Origin of the sequence: Pseudoalteromonas denitrificans DSM 6059, assembly GCF_900112265.1 — a bacterium.
GTDB classification, from domain to species: domain Bacteria; phylum Pseudomonadota; class Gammaproteobacteria; order Enterobacterales; family Alteromonadaceae; genus Pseudoalteromonas; species Pseudoalteromonas denitrificans.
Genome location: NZ_FOLO01000042.1, coordinates 14,117 through 32,418 on the forward strand (window position 1 = coordinate 14,117; position 18,302 = coordinate 32,418).

Genomic DNA, 18,302 nt, shown 5'->3' on the forward strand with positions numbered 1-18,302 from the left:
AGTTTGTTTAGATTTAAACATAGTTATGAAAATGAATAATAGTGTTTAAAAAAATATTTAAATTATTGTAATAAACTTCGAGATGAAATTGGATTAATAGTAAGGTAATTTAAAAAATTGTTACTGTGAGGTAAATATATTTCAATTTTTTTTGTCATTGTTACATTTGTTTACTTAGGCGCTTTATTTATTTAAATCCCTTTGTTACAGTGCGCGCCGTCTTCATATGCGAAGACATCCTGTTGATGATGCATTCTTAGGGATGCACCGTATTAATAGCTTCTCCCCAGATTGCTATACCCGGCTTACTAGATAAGCCGGTCTTTTTTACTTTTGATTATCTTCCGTCATTTGCTTTTCATCTGGTTTTTCATGAATTACTTCACCTAAATACCAATTATCTAGTTTCTTCGCTAATTCTGGTAACCCAGTGCCTTTTAAAGAAGAAAAAGCGTGAACTGTGATATCAGCATTTAAGCTAGATAATTCTTTACGTACTTTTAATACTTCGCTTTTACGTGGTCCTTGCTTTAATTTATCGCATTTAGTTAATAAAGCTAAAATAGGGATTTCGCTATCTACTGCCCAAGTAATTAAATCCATGTCTAATTCTTTTAATGGATGACGGATATCCATTAAAATTACAATGCCTTTCAAGCTGTCTCTATTTTGTAAATATTGACCTAAAGACTTTTGCCATTTTTTCTTCATTTCTATTGGCACTTTGGCATAACCATAGCCAGGTAAATCGATAAGGCGTTTATTATCAGTTAAATCAAAAGAGTTAATTAGTTGGGTTCGACCAGGTGTTTTACTTGTTCTTGCTAATTTTTGATCTGTAAGTGTGTTTAAAGCGCTTGACTTCCCTGCGTTTGAACGACCAGCAAATGCAACTTCTATACCTGTATCAGGCGGGAGTTTAGAAAGATCGGGGGCGCTGGTGGTAAAAGTGGCGGCGCTGTATTTTATACGAGATTTAAGCACTGTGGCTCCTTTATGATACAAGGTTAAGCTAAGCTTGTTATTTTATACCAAGATGGCATGAATGTTGAGTTTAGTTATCATTTATCCGTTTTTATTATATTTTTATTGATTTTACAGGGTTAAAAACTGTCAGAAAACATAATATGGTGTAGAATAGTTGACTTATTATAGGTGGCTTTATATCCACATTGTAGTTTACAGGGTCGGAAACAGAGAATTCAGCATGAAAAAAATAGCTCTATCTTTAACTATGTTGTTTGGTGCATTGGCTGCAAACAACGCAACAGCATTTGATGGCGATGCAACTGCTGGTAAAGCGAAATCTGCCGTATGTGCAGCATGTCACGGCGCCGAAGGCAATGCACCAGTTAATTTATATCCTAAATTAGCAGGGCAAAGCGCTGAGTATTTATATAAACAACTTAAAGACTTAAAATTAGGTATGACTTCTGGTGGTAAAGAAGGACGTATGGATCCAGTGATGAGCGGTATGACGATGGCGCTTAGTGATCAAGATATGAAAGATTTATCTGCATACTTTGCCTCTCTTAATATGAGTGAAGGCAGTACGCCAGAAGAAGTCGTCGCACTTGGCACTAAGTTATATAAAGCCGGTGATGCAGAGCGTGCAATTCCAGCCTGTTCAGCATGTCATGGACCTAGAGGTAATGGCACTTCACTCGCTGGTTTCCCTAAAATATCCTTTCAGCATCCTGAATACATAAAAGCACAACTTGAAAAGTTTCGTGATGGTAGTCGTCATAATGATCAAAATGGCATGATGACAGATATAGCTAAAAAATTAACTGATAAAGATATTGATATTTTATCAAAATATTTAGGTGGTCTTCACTAGACTTAAATATATAAAAAAAAGCAGCGAGAGCTGCTTTTTTTATATATTAATTTTGTTTATTGATGGATACATTTATAAATGTTTTAAATTAAAGGAATCATCACTCAATCGTAACGTGAGATATTTCTCACATTGCGTGTAGGTAATTGACCATATTTATCTGTAAGAAAAGTCTTATTATAAATTTTTTATTAGACTTAAGTCTATGTTATTAAAAGTTATCAATGTAAAGTTAATAAAAAAATTAATTAATTTTGTATAAATAAGTTGTAAAATATTTATTAACAAGTAAATTAACCCCTGTCGCAAAACATAATAAAACAATACGGAAGCAAGTTTATAGGGAAAATACAGCGATAAATTTTGTGTGCAATGGGGAAAAGCTGAATGAATAAGTCCATAGAGATTAAAGTTCAGAAAAGTAATAAACCTGAATAAAGATTCCAATAAGAGATGAAAGTTCAGAAGAGTAAAAACTGAATAAAGATTCCAATAAGAGATGAAAGTTCGGTAAAGTAAAAACTGAATCAATAAATCCATTAAGAGATTAAAGTTCAGAAGAGTAAAACCTGAATAAAGATTCCATTAAGAGATGAAAGTTCAGAGAGAAAGAAAATAACTGAATAAAGATTCCAATAAGAGATGAAAGTTCGGTAAAGTAAAAACTGAATCAATAAATCCATTAAGAGATTAAAGTTCAGACTAAGGACTAAAAATAATAGCGTCAGGATGGCCGATAAAAATAATAATAAGAAATTCATGGAAGTTTAATAATAAAAACAATATGGAAAGTAAATAAAAATAATAAGACTGAAGATTTATATCTAAAGGTCGAAGGGAGAAGTGTCCAGGTTGAACAGACACTCTAATTGACAGGCAGTAGAGCAATCTACTGCCTTTTTATTTATCTAATTAAAATGAATATTCGCCATCAATCCTTTGAATTTTGACAAAAGATTATCATCTTTTCCTGCCATTTTATTTCTCTAATGCGATTTTGCTGAAAAAGCCTGCGATTTAAGATAAAATACGTTTAATTCAGATTAGATTGATCGATAGAGAAATGAGTAGAGAGAAAAAATCACGTAAAGGACCAAGTCAAAGCACTGGTAAAATGCGTTTAAGTAAAGAAAAGTTGCAAGAAGAAAGAGCGCTTAAGAATCATCGTCCTAAAAAGTTAAAAGGTAATAAGCCTGGTACTCGTAATGCGATTGATGAAAACGTTGGTAACAGTAATATAAATCAGAATGTTAAAAAACCAAAAGGCATGGGAAGTAAAAAACCTATCGATTTAACTCCAGGAAATAAACCAAAGGTTACAACTAAACCTGAGCCAGTAATGAATCGTGATTTAAAACCTGCTGCCGAGCTTAAAAAAGCACCTATTGTATCTTTATCTCCAGAACAAGAATTAGAACAGTTAGAAAATGATCAGAGATTATTAGATTTAATCGACCGTCATGAATCAGGTGAGTTATTAACAGGCAAAGATGCTAAATACTTTAATGTAAAAGTAGAACGCCATCAGGCTTTATGTGAGTTGCTTGGTTTAGATGATGATGAAGATGAGTTTGATGCACCAGAAGAAAGTAAGATAGATCAGTATTTATCAAATGATTTAGCCAATGAATGGATGGATGAGGAGGAATAGTGAGCACTTTTTGGTTAATTGCTTTTATTTTTGGTGCATTATTTATTGCTGGCTTGGCATTTTATGCTGGCACTTTACTTAGGCAAGTGAAGCAGCAAAAAGATCAAATTCTTGCGCATAATACCAAACGACAGATACAACAAGAACAAAAGAATACCAAGCTTGCTGATAGCATTAACTTAATTGCTAAAGCGATGAAAGAAAAGCAATGTGAGTACTCAGAAGGTTGTTTAAGAGTATGGGTATTACTGTCTCAATATGTTTTTGAAAGTGAAAATAATATTGAATTAGAGTACCCAGGTATTTTGAAGATGTATGATGTGGTAAAAGAAATGCCTACACATGCTGCTCGTAAAAAATATTCTAAAAAAGAAATCTATAAAATGGATTCTGCGCGCTGGAAAGCAGAAAAAGATCTCGAAGATGAAATTCAGAAAGATCTTGATAAAATAGTCTTGCAATTTAAGGCAGATCCAAACGCTAAAACGATTACTTTATAAATCGTTCAGAACCCTAGATATCTTCTGGGGTTTTTTTATTTTACTCCTGTGTCATTTGTTCCAGATCAAACCGTCTCTCACATCTTCAAAGTATACTCTTACGACAATCTAATTAAGAGATCTGCGTCGTGAAAAACTTAATTGAATGGGATGATTCCCTCATAAAAAAATATAATATCTCAGGCCCGAGATATACATCATATCCAACAGCATTGTCATTTGAAGAAGGTTATACAGAATCTGAAGTCGTCAAAGCTGTTAAGACAACTGATAATAATAAATTGTCTCTTTATATCCATATTCCATTTTGTAAGCAGCTTTGTTACTACTGTGGCTGTAATAAGATAATTACACGTCATCAGCATAAAGCAGATCTCTACCTTGATTATTTAGAAAAAGAAGCGGCATCTCAGTCACAGTTATATCAATCATATACTGTGGAACAAATGCATTTAGGTGGTGGTACACCGACGTTTTTAACTGTTGAACAAATGACACGTTTGATCGCTATCTTAGAGAAAAACTTTAATTTTGAGTCAAATGCAGAAAAAGGCATTGAAATAGATCCAAGATCATTAGCTGATGGCATGTTAAAGCAACTCAGAAATTTAGGTTTTAACCGTGTGTCATTTGGTATTCAAGATTTTGATGATGAAGTACAAAAAGCGGTTAATCGTGAGCAGTGCGCTGATAACGTTGCTGACTTAGTCATTGAAGCTAGAGAATTAGGTTTTAAATCCGTTAATACAGATATGATTTATGGCTTGCCATTGCAAACGGAAGAAAGCTTTGCAAAAACAATAGATCGTTTAATTGCTTTATCCCCTGATCGTGTTTCAGTTTTTAACTATGCACATATTCCAGACTTATTTTCAGCGCAACGTAAGATCAAAGATGATCAATTACCAACAGCAGTACAAAAACTGCAAATGTTTAAAAATACTATCAAGCAAATGAATGATGCGGGATATATTTTAATCGGTATGGATCACTTTGCTAAAAAAGATGATTCACTAGCTATCGCGCAACAAAAAGGCATATTACATCGTAACTTTCAGGGGTATACAACTCATGGAGACTGTGATTTATTAGGCTTAGGTGTGTCTAGTATCTCTCAAGTTGGCCGCAGTATCTTTCAGAATCCGAAAGATGTGAAAGAATACTATAAAGCGGTAGATTTAGGGTCTGTTCCTGTATGTAAAGGCTTAACTTTAACGCAAGATGATGTGATTAGAGCAGCGGTAATACGACAGCTCATATGTCATTTTGAGCTTGATATGAATGCGGTGAGTAAACAGTTTAATATAGATTTTAAAATTTATTTTCAGGAGTCATTAACATCCTTGAAGGGTCTAGTTGATGATAAAATGTTAGAGGTTAACTTTAATCATATTAAGGTCACTGCTAAAGGTTTATTGTTTATTCGCATTATTTGTATGAGTTTTGATGCACATTTACAAAGCCAAGCTAAATTGCAGCGATTTTCTCGTGTAATATGATTTTTGAGGCTTAGTTGCCACAAATTAACACTGCTTTAAAGTGAAAAATAGCACTTTGAAGCAGTTTTGATATGTAGACGGTTTTTTAACCTAGCTGAAATTTTTCCCCCGCTGAATAAATAAAAAATTTACTATTAATTTCTTGTGCAAATTCAGCCCATTGATAATATACATTTCGGCTAATTTTAGCGGTTAAACCAAAATTTAATGTTAAATAGGGTCGTTTTATATCTTTTGTTTTTGCCAGTGGATCACACTTTAAAACTAATGGATGATTTTTACCTAATAGATGTTTACGGCCTAAGTTGTCTATACAACATAAAATATTATCTTTTTCGCTTTCTTGCCAATTCCAATCCGTAATTACAAAAGGTGCATCCTCTACTTCAATTTTTACTTTTTCGATAGGCGTTTTTAAATAATAAGCTCCTGACTCAAAAATCAAAACACGGGAAAATAACCTGACCATAGTAGTTCTATTTATTGGACTATTCATATAATGCCAAGATCCATCTTTTTTAATTTCAATTGGCATATCACCGCAAAAATCAGGGTCCCAGCTATCTAGAGGTGGTATAGCATCTTCTAATAATTGGCTAAGCTGATCCAAATTCATAAACTATTGAGTGATCTTTTTAAGTGTTAATACAAAAGAAACGGGCACAGAGTGTGTGATTGATGGCAGTTTTGCTAACTCTTGAAGTTTATCTATACCAGAAGTTAAATTGAAATCACTAGGTTTAATGATTACAGGCATAAAAGAAGAAACACTTATATCACCATTCGCGAGTTGTGTTGCTAATACTTCGAGTTTTATTAATTTATTTATTCCATTTAATGCTAAATCAGCTTGAGTTTTAATTATATGGCTTTGGCCTTTTTTTAAATTTTTGAGTTGGCTTGATAAATCTGCTGTTAAATCTAATGTGGGGAAGACTTCTGTGTTAAATAAAAACTTTTGCATTCGTTCGTTACGAATAGGGATCAAAGTTTCGACACTACCAAGGTTAATCGTTAATTTGAATTGGCCTAAATCATCAATTTTTCCTGTGAGTTTTTTAAAATAATGACCCTCACCGAGTGTGTTTTTTTTAACAGATACAAAATTTACTCGAGATAAATTGTTATCTAATTGCCAGTTTGCAAAAGTATTTGCACTAGAGAAACAAAGCACTGCTGCAATAAGAGAATGTTTAAGCATGACATACCTATAATTAAAAATGATTAAATCTAGCCGTAAGTATAGCCAATTTTATTCAAGTGAAAATACCCTTAAAAAAACAAAATTAATAAAATTATGTATATAAAATCAGCATTGAATGAATTTTTATTATTTTATGCTTTGTTTTTTCGACTTTGCGAGATTTCCCCCTTAAATTCAATTGCTTTGTTTTAAGCCTTATTTTTTATGGGCTAGCGGGAATATTTAACTAGTAAGTTTGCTTGACAAAAGTGCTTGTCAAGTCCTAAAATCTTCATTCGTGGTAAATTGTGGGTAAAAGTGGTTTTTTAGGGTGAAACACTAAGAAAAAAGGTTTGATTTATGTTCCGTGGGGCACATTCTGTCAGTTTAGATAGCAAGGGGCGCTTGGCAATTCCAACCAAGTACCGTGCTTTGCTGCATGCTGATAATGATGGTCAAATGGTATGTACAGTAGACCTACAGCAAAGGTGTTTATTGCTTTATTCGTTATCTGAATGGCAAGTAATAGAGGCGCGTTTATTGAAACTTTCAAATATGAACTTGAATGAGCGTCGGGTTCAAAGAGTTTTACTTGGTAATGCAATGGATTGTCAGATAGATAAAAACGGTCGTATTTTGTTGTCATCACCTTTAAGAGAACACGCAGGATTAAGTAAAAAAATCATGCTTGTTGGCCAACTGAATAAATTTGAGTTGTGGGATGAGCAAGTTTGGCATGACCAAATGAAACAAGACATAGAACAAGAACAGATGGGAGATTTTGAACTCTCAGATGGTTTAAAAGATTTTTCTTTTTAACTGATAAATAAAAAGTGCTTATAGGAACTAATAAAAACGTGGAAAAAACGACAGAAAAAAAAGAGCATATATCAGTTTTGCTTGAAGAAACAATTGAAGCATTAGCAATTAAACCTGATGGAATTTATATTGATGGTACGTTTGGCCGTGGCGGCCATTCAGGTCAAATATTAAAAAGTTTAGGCGAAAAAGGCTGCTTACAAGCGATTGACCGCGATCCTCAAGCAATAGCTTCAGCATTACAGTATAAAGATGATAAACGTTTTTCTATCGCACATAATACATTTTCAGAAATTAAACTGGTGGCTGAACAAGCTGGTTTATTAGGTAAAGTTGACGGAATATTATTAGATATAGGTGTATCTTCCCCTCAGTTAGATGATGCTGAGCGCGGTTTTAGTTTCATGAAAGATGGGCCATTAGATATGCGAATGGACCCAACTAAAGGGCGAAGTGCTGCACAGTGGTTAGCGGAAGCTGAATTAGAAGATATTGTTTTTGTGATTAAAAAATATGGTGAAGAAAAGTTTGGTCGCCGTATTGCGCATAAAATTTTAGAAACTCGGGATGAAACTCCTATTACAAGCACGGCACAATTAGCGAAATTAATAGATGAAGCTGTACCTGTAAAAGATAAGCATAAACATCCTGCAACACGTACCTTTCAAGCGATCCGAATTTATATAAATAGTGAATTAGAAGAAATTGAAACTGCATTAAATGAATCACTGGATGTATTGAAACCAGGTGGTCGTTTAGTGGTTATTTCGTTTCATTCTTTGGAAGACCGTATCGTTAAACAATTTATTAAGAGGCAAAGTAAGGGAAAATCTTTACCTAGAGGTTTACCTCTGACGGATGCTCAGCTTAAACAAGATTTAACGTTAAAAGCAGTTGGTAAAGCAATAAAACCGAGCGAAATGGAGCTCGTACTTAATAGCAGGGCAAGAAGTTCAGTACTTAGGGTTGCTCAAAAATTGTAATGGATATCAAAAGTAGTGTTATAAAAAAAAACACTAGGCAACCCAATCTTTTTGCTGAAATATTTAAAGGGTTTTTTAAAGAGAAAATAGTTTTTTTACTGCTTTTTCTTATATTTATCACTGCACTGGCTGTTGTGCAGGTAACCCATGCTTCAAGACAGGAACTGATCTTACAAGATCAACTTTTACAACAAAGGGATGATTTGGATTTGCAATGGCGATATTTACTCGTTGAGCAGGAGTTTTATGCTCAGCATGTACGTATCGAAGAGATAGCTAAAACTAAATTGCAAATGAAACGACCACAAAGCAAAGATGAACAGGTAGTGATTTTGCCATGAGAAATGTGCAAAGAAAAAAAATAAAATCTAATTTTCATCGTGGTCGATTTATTATCGTCTGTTTTTGCATATCAGCAGTTTTTATTGGTTTAGCTGCTCGGGCTGCTTATATTCAGATTATTAAACCTGATTTGGCAATAAATGAAAGTAATAAAAGAACTTTAAGAGTAAAAAAATTACATGTTCAAAGGGGCATGATATTTGACCGTTCAGGTAAAGAGCTGGCTGTAAGTGTCCCTGTCGTAAGCGTATATGTTGATCCTAAAGCCTTAAATGAAGGTTTGGTTGCAAAAGTATTAAAGCAAGCTAAAAAGCAAGGTGAAAATGCGAAGCTACTGGCAAAAAATGAATTGTTATTAGCGAAACGAGTGAAAGAGCATTATCAGCAAGATATTCGTTGGCAAGAGTTAGCGGATGTATTAAGAGTTAAACAAAATAAAATTGATCGGCGCTTGGTTGGCGATCCAACAAAACGTTTTATTTATTTACAACGTCAAATTACCCCAGCAGTTGCAGACTATATTAAACGCTTAAAATTACCCGGGATTTATTTAATAGATGAATCGAAAAGATACTATCCTGCGGGAGAAGTAACAGCGCATGTATTAGGTTTTACCGATATTGATGGTAAAGGCATTGAGGGCATGGAAAAGTTATTTAATAAAGCTTTAACTGGAACTGATGGGCGAAGAACTTATCGCAAAGATGCCCAGGGTCGAGAAGTTGAAATTTTAGATGAAAGAGAGCGAGTAGAGCCCGAATCAATTAATTTAAGTATAGATCAACGCATTCAAGCCATTGCTTATAAAGCTTTAAAGTCGGCTGTTTTATCTTATAAAGCGACATCCGGTTCAGCTATGGTTGTAGATGTTAAAACGGGTGAGATACTCGCTATGGTTAATAGTCCTTCGTTCAATCCAAATAATTTATCTAATGCAATGCCGCACAAGCGTAGAAACCGTGCTATTACCGATTTATTTGAACCCGGATCAACGGTTAAGCCGTTAGCCATTTTAGCTGGATTAGAATATGGCACAATTAACGACAATGAAATAGTAAATACGAGCCCAGGCTATATGAGAATGGGTGGCAGTATGGTCAGAGACCCACGTAATAATGGCAAGATGACATTAAGACAAATAATCCAAAAATCAAGTAATATGGGCGTTGCCAAAATTACAAAAGAAGTACCTAAAGATTTTGTTGTTGGTTTATATGAAAAAGTAGGATTTGGTGAAGATACTGGTACTAATATGATAGGTGAAACCAGTGGTTTATTTACTCCTAGGCGCCGCTGGTCGGACTTTGAAATTGCAACTTTATCTTTTGGTTATGCCCTTGCTATTAGTACCGCGCAATTAGCGCGTTTTTATGCCACTTTAGGTTCGGGTGGAATATCTCGCCCTTTAACAATTTTAAAGCAAGATGAGCCTATGCATGGTGAACGCATTATGGCGCAAAAAAATGTACATGCAGTGCTTGAAATGATGGAAAGTGTCTTTGAAAAAGGTGGTACTGCTCCGAATGTTAAATTAGATGGTTACCGTGTTGCAGCTAAAACAGGAACGTCAAAAAAAGCCATTGCAGGTGGCTATGGTGATGAATATGTCAACTATTTTGCAGGTGTAGGCCCAGTATCTGATCCGCGTTTATCTATTGTTGTTATGGTAAATGAGCCTAGTGGCGATGAATATTACGGTGCTACAACAACTGGACCTGCATTTTCAGAAATTATGTCTGGCGCATTACGTATTTTAAATGTTGCTCCTGATTTAAATACAGTGGCGATGACTAAAATAGGAGCTGATCATGGTTGATATTAAAACTAGTTTGGCTGAAATAGGGGTGGTTTCACCTTCAATCACTGTAAATGATTTGGTTTTAGATAGTAGGCTTGTTAATTCTGGTGATGTTTTTATTGCAATTAAAGGTTTTGAGCTTGATGGTGGAAAATTTATAGCATCAGCGCTGAATAAAGGTGCAGTATTAGTATTAGCCGACAGTGAGTGTTTAATTGATAAAAATATTAATCATTTATCTAAAATTATTAAAATAAATAAGCTTAATCAAAAACTAGCTAAATTAAGTGCACATTTTTATGGTAAACCAAGTGAGCAACTACAGCTTATTGGTGTAACAGGTACTAACGGTAAATCGACCATTACAAGCATGATTGCTAGCTTAGTTTCTTCCTGTGAAATTAAGTCGGCGGTCATAGGTACTTTAGGCTGGGGCCAACCTGATGCTTTAACTCCCTTGGATAATACCACGCCTTCTACAATTGCATTACAGCAAATGTTATCAAATTTAAAGCAAAAAAATACTGATTTGGTTGCGATGGAGGTTTCCTCTCATGGGTTGACTCAAGGTCGTGTTGATGAATGTAAATTTAAAGCAGCGGTTTTTAGTAATCTATCTCGAGATCACTTAGATTATCATGGTGATATGGCGCAATATGCCAATGCAAAATTACAATTATTTACTGAACATTCTCCCGTTTTAAATGTCTTTAATTTAGATGATCCAATCACAACGCAGTGGCTTAATAAATATGATTTTAAAAATAGAATCTTATTTGGTTATGGACAGAATGCCTTAACTAATAATAAGTATGTTTTATTTAACTCAGTAGAGTGTACAAGTGAAGGAGTTAAAGCAAAATTTATCACTAGTTGGGATCAAGGTAATTTAGGTTATGAAATTAACTGTCCTATTTTTGGGGAGTTTAATTTATATAATTTGGCCGCCGCACTCTCTGTCGTTTTAGGGTTAGGTTATCCTATAAAACAAGTGTTTGAGGCTGCTAATCACTTAGAACCAATTGCAGGTCGGATGCAGCCATTCTATAGCCTACATAATAAACCGACTTGCATCGTTGACTACGCTCATACGCCTGAAGCATTGGCTTTGGCATTAAAGGCTTTGCAGAGCCATGTTCCAGGTGGCATTACATGTGTTTTTGGTTGTGGGGGAGACAGAGACAAAGGTAAACGTGCTTTAATGGCAAAGGCGGCACAGCGGTATGCTAATAAAATTATTGTAACAAGTGATAATCCCAGAACAGAAAATCCAGATGATATTATTTCTGATGTTTTAAAAGGTTTTACAGATCAAAAAAATGTACAAGTTGAAGTTGAACGTGCAAAAGCAATTGCTTTGGCTATTTCACAAGCAACACAAAATGAAGTGGTTTTGATAGCAGGCAAAGGTCATGAAGACTATCAAATCATAGGTGATAAAATAATAAACTTTTGCGATAGAGCTTGGGTTAAACAGCTGTTAGAAGGTGGTTGCTGATGATCCCAATGGATTTAAATTGGATAGCAAAAGTCTTAGGGGTAAAAATAACCCCTAAAGAAATAAATATAATAAATATAATAAATAAAGCGGTCACTAATATAAATACTGATACGCGCACTATCACTTCAAATGAGGTGTTTTTGGCGTTGAAAGGTCCTAACTTTGATGGTCATAAGTTTGTTCATCAAGCCATAAATCAAGGTGCCGTTGCTGTCATTGTTGAAAAAGATGTTTTAGCTGAGTTAGATGAAACACAAGTAGTGCAATTTATCGTTGATAATACACAAACAGCATTAGGTTTACTTGCTAGTGCTGTAAAAGATGAGGTCTCTCCGAAAACAATTGCAATTACAGGCAGCGTTGGTAAAACGACAGTTAAAGAAATGACGGCGTCAATTTTAGGTTTAAATGCCAAGGTTTTATCTACCAAAGGTAATTTTAATAACGAAATTGGAGTGCCATTAACCTTATTGCGTTTAGAGCAAGATGATGAATATGCAGTTATTGAATTAGGCGCAAATCATTTAAATGAAATTGCATACACCTGTAATTTAGTGAAGCCAGATGTTGCCACTATTTGTAATGTTGCTGCAGCGCATTTAGAAGGTTTTGGTGATATTGATGGTGTTGCTACAGCTAAAGGCGAAATATTTAGCGGTTTAGATGCATCAGGTATTGCAGTGCTGAATTATGATAGTGAGTATCATGATTTTTGGTTTAATACCTTAAATACTAACAAGGTTTTACGATTCTCAACACTTTCCAAAAAAGATGTATGGGCTGAAAATATCACTTTTGATCATTTCGGACGTGCAAAATTCACTTTATGTAGTAAAAATGAAACCTCTTTGGTGCAATTAAAACTCCCAGGTAAACATAATATAAAAAATGCATTAACCGCATCGGCTTTAACTTTAGCTTTAAATATCCCTTTGGAGCAAATAGCAACAGGATTATCCCAAATACAAGAAGTAAAAGGTCGTGTTAATTTAATAGAATTAACGGATGTTATTACAATTATTGATGATAGTTATAATGCAAATGTGCAATCTGTTAAAGCCGGAATCGATTTACTGAAACAAATTGATGGTTACAAAGTACTGGCTTTGGGAGATATGGGAGAACTTGGAGAGAATGAGCTGCAATATCATGAAGAAGTAGGCCGATACGCACAATCTCAAGGGATCAATTTATTTTATACTTTAGGCGCATTAAGTGAAGTTGCTTGTAATGCATTTAATAAAAATAATCCCTTACATCAAAAATCAAGGCATTTTACACAAAGAACAGAGCTTTTGACTCAAATAAGTCGTGATCTTTGCGATTATCAAAAAGACAGCAATGAAAAAATTACAATTTTAGTAAAAGGGTCGCGAAGTGCGGCTATGGAATTATTAGTGCAAGATATTATCAAAAATAAAGCATCCTTAGCTCTTCAAAATAATAATGCAGGGGATTTGTTATGTTAGTTTGGCTAGCCGAATACCTGACACAGTATCATACAGGTTTTAATGTTTTTTCTTATCTAACATTTAGGTCAATATTAGGCATATTTACTGCGCTATTTATTTCTTTGTACTTCGGACCTAAGTTAATTAAAGCTCTACAACGTATGCAGATAGGACAGACTGTACGCGATGATGGCCCTGAATCTCACTTAGCTAAATCAGGGACTCCCACTATGGGCGGGTTATTAATTTTAGCTTCTATATTTTCAAGTACTTTACTGTGGGCTGATTTAAGTAATAAATATGTTTGGGTGACTTTATTTGTTATTGGTTCTTTAGGTGCAGTAGGGTTTGTTGATGATTACCGTAAAGTGATTCGTAAAGATAGTAATGGGTTAATTGCACGTTGGAAGTATTTTTGGCAGTCAGTGATAGCCTTGATCACCGCAAGCTTTTTATTTTTTACTCAGCAACTAGATGCAGAAACTGCACTATTACTACCATTTTTCAAAGAAGTTATGCCACAACTTGGGATCTTTTTTATTGTGATGAGCTACTTTGTGATCGTAGGTACTTCAAATGCGGTTAATTTGACCGATGGCTTAGATGGTTTGGCAATCGTTCCAACAATATTGGTCGCTGCTGCTTTTGCATTTATTGCATACGTTACAGGTAATGTAAATTTTGCCAGTTATTTGAATATTCCGCACCTCCCATTAGCCAGTGAATTGGTCATAGTATGTACTGCTATTGTGGGGGCCGGACTGGGTTTCTTATGGTTCAATACTTATCCTGCACAAATCTTTATGGGAGATGTGGGTTCTCTTGCTTTAGGTGGTGCTTTGGGCATTATTGCAATTCTCGTACGCCAAGAATTAGTTTTAGTGATAATGGGTGGTGTATTTGTGATGGAAGCACTTTCTGTGATTTTACAGGTTGGTTCCTACAAGTTACGCGGCCAGAGAATTTTTAGAATGGCCCCAATACATCATCATTATGAATTAAAAGGTTGGCCAGAGCCTAGGGTAATCGTGCGTTTTTGGATTATTTCTGTGGTATTGGTTTTAGCCGGATTAGCAACGTTGAAGATCAGATAAATGACTTATTTAGCGCAGTTGAAAAATAAAAATATTATTGTACTTGGGCTGGGGATTTCTGGCTTAAGTACAGTACGTTTTTTACTGCAAAATGATATTAAGCCAAAAGTAGTGGATAGTCGTCTAAATGCACCTGGTAAAGATTGGCTGCAAATGAATGCGCCGGAACTTGAGGTTTATTTTGGTCAATTGTCACATGCGGATTTATCACAAGCCGATATAATCATTATTAGCCCCGGTATTGCATTAGCAGAACAAGAAGTCGCGTTTGCAATTTCAGAGGGTACTGATGTTATTGGTGATATTGAGTTATTTGCACGTATTAATGATAAACCTGTTATTGCTGTTACAGGATCTAATGGCAAATCAAGTGTTGTTACCTTAGCGGCTCAAGTATTAGAAAAAGCAGGTTTTAGAACTGGCTTAGGCGGTAATATTGGCACACCTGTTTTAGACTTGTTAAATCAAAATATAGATGTATTTGTTTTGGAGCTATCAAGTTTTCAGTTGGAAACGACAACAAGTTTAAAACCTGTTAGTGCAACTATTCTTAATATTTCTGAAGACCACTTAGATCGTTATTTAGGTATGGCAGAATATACACAAGCAAAACATCAAATTTACAAAAACTGTCAATATGCTATTTATAATAAAAATGATCTGAAAACTTATCCAAATCAAGTTAAAAACAAGTTAAGTTTTGGTGTGGAAAATGCTGATTTCTGTTTAACAATACAAGAAAATAAAAGTTATTTTAATGCAATTGACAAGCCTATGTTTGATACCTCAAATTTACTGGTAGAAGGTAAACATAATCAACTTAACGCATTAGCTGTAATAGCGCTATTGGCACCTTGGAAATTAAGTATTGATATATTCAAAACTGTTTTTAATAACTTCAAAGGTTTAGAACATAGATGTCAGTTAGTAACCACTATTGCTGATGTTAAATATTTTAATGACTCGAAAGCAACAAATGTAGGTGCCTGCATCGCATCAATTAAAAGCTTAGCTGAAACAGTGACTGCAAAGGTTGGCAAAAATATTATTTTAATTGCAGGCGGTGATGCTAAGGGAGCTGATCTTTCAGTTTTAAAATCAGATTTAGAACAATATGTTAAACAGTTAATTTGTTTAGGAAAAGATGCTAGAAAAATATCGCTTCTATTCAATCATTCAAATGAAGTTGAAACTATGGAGCAAGCAGTTGAACTTGCACATAAGCATGCATTGCCAGGAGATATCGTTTTACTCGCACCAGCCTGCTCTAGCTTAGATATGTATGCAAATTTCATGGCCCGAGGAAATGATTTTACTCAGTTAATATTAAATAAAAAGGCCTGTTTATGAATTGGCTAGAGAATATAAAAAATAAAGTGTTAGGTCGAGGAGCAGATGGCGCATCTGCTATTTACGATCCCATCATTATTTATTGTGTTGTTTTATTAATTGGTGTGGGTTTTGTTATGGTGACAAGTGCATCTATGCCTGTTGGTGAGCGTTTGTTTAATAACCCTTTTCATTTCACCATGCGCCATGGTGTTTTTCTATTTTTAAGTTTGTTTTTACTTGCATTTATAACCAGTTTGCCTATGGCTTGGTGGAAGAAGGCTAATCCTTACCTTTTGTTATTGGGTATTGCATTGCTTGTTATCGTTTTAATAATAGGTCGAGAAGTTAATGGTTCTACTCGTTGGATAGGGTTTGGTCCTTTTAATATTCAAGTATCTGAAATAGCAAAATTATTTTTCTTTAGTTATTTAGCTGGATATTTAGTGCGAAAACGCACAGAAGTAAAAGAAAATTTTAAAGGTTTTATTAAACCTATTGCTGTTTTTGTCGTTTATGCAGGCCTTATTTTAATACAACCAGATTTAGGCACTGTGGTTGTTATGTTTGTAACAACTGTCGGTTTATTGTTTTTAGCGGGTGCGCAGTTATGGCAATTTTTTATGTTATTGATGGCTGGAGCTGGCTTAATCGGTTTGCTTATTGTTTTTTCACCATATCGCTGGGCTCGAGTAACTTCTTTTTGGGATCCCTGGGATGATCCATTTGGTAATGGCTATCAGCTTGTTCAATCTCTCATGGCATATGGTCGCGGTAGTTGGTGGGGACAAGGTTTAGGAAATAGCATACAAAAACAGGAATATCTACCAGAAGCTCATACTGATTTTATATTTTCTGTAATTGCTGAGGAACTTGGTTTTATAGGTGTGATCAGTATTTTAGCTGTCTTATGTGTATTAGTTTTTCGAGCTTTATTGATAGGAAAAAAAGCCCTTAAAAGTAATAAAGAATATGAAGGATATTTAGCGCTTGCGATTGGCATTTGGTTTGCTTTTCAAACTATGGTGAACATAGGTGCAAGTGCGGGCATATTGCCAACTAAGGGACTTACTTTACCTTTTATATCTTATGGTGGTTCGAGTATGTTGATGATGACAATAGCCATAGGTATTTTGGTTAGAATTGATTTTGAAGTGAAAATGGCAACAAGACAAGCAACGTCGGGTGGTCGTAAAAAACAATGAATAAAAAATATAAAAAGTTAATGATAGTAGCAGGTGGTACTGGTGGTCATATTTTTCCAGGTATCGCTGTTGCGGAATATTTATTGAAACAAGGTTGGCAAGTTGTTTGGTTAGGAACCTCTGACCGTATGGAAGCGGATGTTGTGCCTAAACATGGATTAAATATTCGTTTTATTGATGTACAAGGAGTGCGAGGGAATGGCCTTAAAAGGCTATTAAAAGCACCATTGATGATACTAAAAGCCATTTTTCAGGCAAGGACTGTAATGATACAGGAGCAACCTGATGTTTTATTAGGTATGGGAGGCTATGTTACTGGGCCTGCTGGTATTGCAGCGAAAACATTGGGTATACCATTACTTGTACATGAGCAAAATGCAGTTGCAGGAATGAGTAATAAATTATTAGCTAAATTTTCAAATCAAGTTTTAGCTGCTTTTCCAGGTGCGTTTTCAGATATTAAATATCAAGTTGTTGGTAATCCAGTACGTGAGAGTGTTGCAAATATTAAACATGAATTTTCAACTGAATCATGTCGTATTTTAGTTGTGGGTGGCTCTTTAGGTGCAAAAGTATTAAATGATGAATTACCCAATGTTTTTTCTCAACTCAATTGTAGTAAAACTGTAGAAGTTTGGCATCAAACTGGAAAAGGCAATTTAGGCGCAGTGAAGGCATCTTATCAAAAATTAGAACTTAGCGCTAAAGTGGAACAATTTATTGATGATATAGATACGGCATATGCATGGGCTGATATTGTTATTTGTCGTTCAGGTGCTTTAACTGTAAGTGAAATTGCAGCAGCTGGAAAAATGGCTTTATTTGTACCATTTCCACATGCTGTAGATGATCATCAAACAGCTAATGCGGCATTTTTAGTTTCAAATCAGGCCGCATTATTACTTCAACAAAGGGATTTAAATCAACAAAGTTTGATTAAACTTTTAAAACCTTTTGTTGAGCAGCCAGAGTTAATTAAAAAAATGGCCGGTAAAGCAAAAAGTTATGCACAAATAGATGCAACAGAGCAAGTGGCTAAATATATTGAAAAGCATAGTGATTATGCTGCATAAATTAGAAGAGAAATAAGTGAGTAGAATAAGCGAA

General features: G+C 34.7%; 17 protein-coding genes. 14 read left to right on the forward strand and 3 right to left on the reverse strand.

All coding sequences use genetic code 11. From position 1 onward, the window contains the following. Nucleotides 1–327: 327 nt before the first annotated feature. Entirely contained in the window at nucleotides 328–984 is a 657-nt protein-coding gene (gene yihA / locus BM088_RS19440) for a ribosome biogenesis GTP-binding protein YihA/YsxC (protein ID WP_091988585.1), read from the reverse strand. Nucleotides 985–1,207: 223 nt separating this feature from the next. Here yihA and BM088_RS19445 point away from each other — a divergent pair, with 223 nt between their 5' ends. From BM088_RS19445 to hemN, 4 genes are all read left to right on the forward strand, one after another. Next, entirely contained in the window at nucleotides 1,208–1,840 is a 633-nt protein-coding gene (locus BM088_RS19445) for a c-type cytochrome (protein WP_091988587.1), read from the forward strand. A gap of 1,063 nt (nucleotides 1,841–2,903) precedes the next feature. Continuing rightward, entirely contained in the window at nucleotides 2,904–3,491 is a 588-nt protein-coding gene (gene yihI / locus BM088_RS19450; protein WP_091988590.1) for a Der GTPase-activating protein YihI, read from the forward strand. Further along, entirely contained in the window at nucleotides 3,491–3,991 is a 501-nt protein-coding gene (locus tag BM088_RS19455; RefSeq protein WP_091988592.1) for a DUF2489 domain-containing protein, read from the forward strand. Before yihI ends, BM088_RS19455 begins: the two co-directional genes overlap by 1 nt. Before the next feature lie 128 nt (nucleotides 3,992–4,119). Then, the gene (gene hemN / locus BM088_RS19460) at nucleotides 4,120–5,490 is read left to right on the forward strand and encodes an oxygen-independent coproporphyrinogen III oxidase (RefSeq protein ID WP_091988595.1); all 1,371 of its coding nucleotides are present in this window, start codon (nucleotides 4,120–4,122) and stop codon (nucleotides 5,488–5,490) included. A gap of 85 nt (nucleotides 5,491–5,575) precedes the next feature. Here the strand turns inward: hemN and BM088_RS19465 are convergent, their stop codons facing one another. After that, nucleotides 5,576–6,106 carry a DUF1285 domain-containing protein gene (locus BM088_RS19465; protein ID WP_091988597.1) on the reverse strand — a complete coding sequence of 177 codons (531 nt, stop codon included), beginning with the start codon at nucleotides 6,104–6,106 and terminating at the stop codon, nucleotides 5,576–5,578. Nucleotides 6,107–6,109: 3 nt separating this feature from the next. Next, entirely contained in the window at nucleotides 6,110–6,691 is a 582-nt protein-coding gene (locus tag BM088_RS19470; RefSeq protein ID WP_091988600.1) for a YceI family protein, read from the reverse strand. Between the two features lie 342 nt (nucleotides 6,692–7,033). Here BM088_RS19470 and mraZ point away from each other — a divergent pair, with 342 nt between their 5' ends. Genes mraZ through murG form a run of 10 tightly spaced genes read left to right on the forward strand, consistent with a single transcriptional unit; the run spans nucleotide 7,034 to nucleotide 18,268 of the window. After that, nucleotides 7,034–7,492: a division/cell wall cluster transcriptional repressor MraZ gene (gene mraZ / locus BM088_RS19475; protein ID WP_091988603.1), complete on the forward strand. Its 459-nt coding sequence runs from the start codon at nucleotides 7,034–7,036 to the stop codon at nucleotides 7,490–7,492. A 38-nt stretch (nucleotides 7,493–7,530) separates the two neighbouring features. Next, nucleotides 7,531–8,475 carry a 16S rRNA (cytosine(1402)-N(4))-methyltransferase RsmH gene (rsmH, locus tag BM088_RS19480; RefSeq protein WP_091988606.1) on the forward strand — a complete coding sequence of 315 codons (945 nt, stop codon included), beginning with the start codon at nucleotides 7,531–7,533 and terminating at the stop codon, nucleotides 8,473–8,475. After that, nucleotides 8,475–8,816, forward strand: a complete 342-nt coding sequence (ftsL, locus tag BM088_RS19485) for a cell division protein FtsL (RefSeq protein ID WP_091988610.1) — start codon at nucleotides 8,475–8,477, stop codon at nucleotides 8,814–8,816. Before rsmH ends, ftsL begins: the two co-directional genes overlap by 1 nt. Continuing rightward, nucleotides 8,813–10,633: a penicillin-binding transpeptidase domain-containing protein gene (locus BM088_RS19490; protein ID WP_091988611.1), complete on the forward strand. Its 1,821-nt coding sequence runs from the start codon at nucleotides 8,813–8,815 to the stop codon at nucleotides 10,631–10,633. The genes ftsL and BM088_RS19490 overlap by 4 nt, the downstream gene beginning before the upstream one ends. Then, on the forward strand, nucleotides 10,626–12,113 hold the full coding sequence (locus BM088_RS19495) for a UDP-N-acetylmuramoyl-L-alanyl-D-glutamate--2,6-diaminopimelate ligase (protein WP_091988614.1): 1,488 nt from the start codon (nucleotides 10,626–10,628) through the stop codon (nucleotides 12,111–12,113). Before BM088_RS19490 ends, BM088_RS19495 begins: the two co-directional genes overlap by 8 nt. Beyond that, nucleotides 12,113–13,585 carry a UDP-N-acetylmuramoyl-tripeptide--D-alanyl-D-alanine ligase gene (locus BM088_RS19500; protein WP_091988616.1) on the forward strand — a complete coding sequence of 491 codons (1,473 nt, stop codon included), beginning with the start codon at nucleotides 12,113–12,115 and terminating at the stop codon, nucleotides 13,583–13,585. The genes BM088_RS19495 and BM088_RS19500 overlap by 1 nt, the downstream gene beginning before the upstream one ends. Then, nucleotides 13,579–14,661, forward strand: a complete 1,083-nt coding sequence (mraY, locus tag BM088_RS19505) for a phospho-N-acetylmuramoyl-pentapeptide-transferase (protein WP_091988619.1) — start codon at nucleotides 13,579–13,581, stop codon at nucleotides 14,659–14,661. The genes BM088_RS19500 and mraY overlap by 7 nt, the downstream gene beginning before the upstream one ends. Next, a complete protein-coding gene (murD, locus tag BM088_RS19510; RefSeq protein ID WP_091988622.1) occupies nucleotides 14,662–16,011 on the forward strand; it encodes a UDP-N-acetylmuramoyl-L-alanine--D-glutamate ligase in 1,350 nt (449 codons plus the stop codon). It abuts the gene before it with no gap. Further along, the gene (gene ftsW, locus BM088_RS19515; protein WP_091988625.1) at nucleotides 16,008–17,195 is read left to right on the forward strand and encodes a cell division protein FtsW; all 1,188 of its coding nucleotides are present in this window, start codon (nucleotides 16,008–16,010) and stop codon (nucleotides 17,193–17,195) included. Before murD ends, ftsW begins: the two co-directional genes overlap by 4 nt. Beyond that, complete coding sequence (gene murG, locus BM088_RS19520; protein ID WP_091988627.1) at nucleotides 17,192–18,268, forward strand: undecaprenyldiphospho-muramoylpentapeptide beta-N-acetylglucosaminyltransferase; 1,077 nt, start codon at nucleotides 17,192–17,194, stop codon at nucleotides 18,266–18,268. Before ftsW ends, murG begins: the two co-directional genes overlap by 4 nt. Nucleotides 18,269–18,302 lie beyond the last annotated feature (34 nt).

Excerpts from the sequence above, each read along its gene's own strand:
- BM088_RS19445 (WP_091988587.1), top strand. The coding sequence starts at position 1,208 with ATGAAAAAAATAGCTCTATCTTTAACTATGTTGTTTGGTGCATTGGCT.
- yihI (WP_091988590.1), top strand. The coding sequence starts at position 2,904 with ATGAGTAGAGAGAAAAAATCACGTAAAGGACCAAGTCAAAGCACTGGT.
- BM088_RS19465 (WP_091988597.1), bottom strand. The coding sequence starts at position 6,106 with ATGAATTTGGATCAGCTTAGCCAATTATTAGAAGATGCTATACCACCT.
- BM088_RS19470 (WP_091988600.1), bottom strand. The coding sequence starts at position 6,691 with ATGCTTAAACATTCTCTTATTGCAGCAGTGCTTTGTTTCTCTAGTGCA.
- mraZ (WP_091988603.1), top strand. The coding sequence starts at position 7,034 with ATGTTCCGTGGGGCACATTCTGTCAGTTTAGATAGCAAGGGGCGCTTG.
- ftsL (WP_091988610.1), top strand. The coding sequence starts at position 8,475 with ATGGATATCAAAAGTAGTGTTATAAAAAAAAACACTAGGCAACCCAAT.
- BM088_RS19490 (WP_091988611.1), top strand. The coding sequence starts at position 8,813 with ATGAGAAATGTGCAAAGAAAAAAAATAAAATCTAATTTTCATCGTGGT.
- BM088_RS19495 (WP_091988614.1), top strand. The coding sequence starts at position 10,626 with ATGGTTGATATTAAAACTAGTTTGGCTGAAATAGGGGTGGTTTCACCT.
- BM088_RS19500 (WP_091988616.1), top strand. The coding sequence starts at position 12,113 with ATGATCCCAATGGATTTAAATTGGATAGCAAAAGTCTTAGGGGTAAAA.
- mraY (WP_091988619.1), top strand. The coding sequence starts at position 13,579 with ATGTTAGTTTGGCTAGCCGAATACCTGACACAGTATCATACAGGTTTT.
- murD (WP_091988622.1), top strand. The coding sequence starts at position 14,662 with ATGACTTATTTAGCGCAGTTGAAAAATAAAAATATTATTGTACTTGGG.
- ftsW (WP_091988625.1), top strand. The coding sequence starts at position 16,008 with ATGAATTGGCTAGAGAATATAAAAAATAAAGTGTTAGGTCGAGGAGCA.
- murG (WP_091988627.1), top strand. The coding sequence starts at position 17,192 with ATGAATAAAAAATATAAAAAGTTAATGATAGTAGCAGGTGGTACTGGT.